Genomic DNA, 1,266 nt, shown 5'->3' with positions numbered 1-1,266 from the left:
GTGTACGGGTCGGCGGCGGGGGAGTGGTTCTTCCCCGCCGAGGAGGAGGCGGCGGCGCGGGGCGTGACGGTGATCGACGGGATCGGCCGGCTGCTCGGGCGGGCGGGCGGCTTCGGCGATCTGCAGGCCAAGGCGCTCGCGGCCGCCGCTGACGGGTCGCTGAGGCCGGCCGTCCAGGCGTTCCCGCTGGCCAGGGCCACCGAGGCGCACGAGGCTCTGGAGAGCAGGAACACCATGGGCAAGGTCATCCTGGTCCCGTAGCCAGCTCCTCGACGGCGGAGGTGAAGGCGGGGAGGTCGCGCTCATGGTGCACCACGAAATACGAAATATCGTGTTCATCCCGCCAATAGCGGATCTTGTCCACTATGTCGCTATGAGTGCCGAAGAGGGCCTGGGGTGTCTCGTCCAGCCCCGAGCTGTCGGCGGCGCTCCATGACTCCTCCGCCTTCCGCTCGCCCACCTGGACCACGCTCGTGCCCAGCTCCAGGTGGGCGTAGCGGTCGCCGGCCGCCGCGCGCACGGTCCGGAGCTTGCCCAGGAACGCCTCCAGCCCGGCGTCCCGCGCGTCGGGCCCGCTGCCGTCGCCCTTCACCCGCATCCCGATGTTCACGACGTCCGCCTCCCGGGCCGCCAGCCGCAGCACGCGCGGGCCGCCCCCGCCGAGCACCAGGGGCGGATGCGGCCTGCGTACGGGCTTGGGCCGCTGGTCGAGGCCCGAGATGCGATAGTGCCTGCCCTCGAAGGTGAACGGCCCGTCCCCCCAGAGGCCCTTCAGCACGGCCAGCGCCTCCTCCAGCCGATCCACCCGCACGCCGGGCGGCTCCAGCGGCAGCCCGGCGCCCGCGTAGTCGACGGCCATCCAGCCGGTCCCGATCCCCACCTCCAGCCGCCCGCCGGACAGGACGTCGAGCGTGGCCGCCTCCTTGGCCAGCACGGCCGGGTGCCGGAAGTCGTTGGCGAACACGAGCGTGCCCACCCGCAGCCGTTCGGTGGCGCAGGCGGCCGCGGTCAGGGCGGCGATCGGCGCGAACCTGGGCCCGACCAGGTGATCGGGCACCAGCAACACGTCGAACCCGGCTCCTTCGAGCCGTCTGGCCTTCTCGGCCCACTCCTTGGCCGATCCGGCCTCGCGTACCACCGCCCCGAACCTGATCCGCCGCACGACGCCTCCCGCCTCTTGAACAAGCGCTTGGCCACAACCATACGCGCGGCGACGCCCGGCGGGAGGGCGGCGGCGCTCGGCGAGGGCGGCGGGCTCAGCGGGCG

General features: G+C 73.5%; 2 protein-coding genes. One reads left to right on the top strand and one right to left on the bottom strand.

The genetic code is table 11. The features are described from left to right. Nucleotides 1-261, top strand: a 261-nt coding sequence (locus ETD85_RS62365; protein WP_138699106.1) for a zinc-binding dehydrogenase, incomplete at its 5' end; no start/stop codon positions are given. Here ETD85_RS62365 and ETD85_RS62360 read toward each other — a convergent pair. Next, complete coding sequence (locus tag ETD85_RS62360) at nucleotides 245-1,162, bottom strand: TIGR03621 family F420-dependent LLM class oxidoreductase (RefSeq protein ID WP_138699105.1); 918 nt, start codon at nucleotides 1,160-1,162, stop codon at nucleotides 245-247. The genes ETD85_RS62365 and ETD85_RS62360 overlap by 17 nt on opposite strands. Nucleotides 1,163-1,266: the final 104 nt, after the last annotated feature.

It is taken from the genome of Nonomuraea zeae, from assembly GCF_005889725.1.
GTDB lineage: Bacteria > Actinomycetota > Actinomycetes > Streptosporangiales > Streptosporangiaceae > Nonomuraea > Nonomuraea zeae.
Note: the sequence above shows the minus strand (reverse complement) of the source record. Positions and strands in the feature narration are given on the sequence as shown.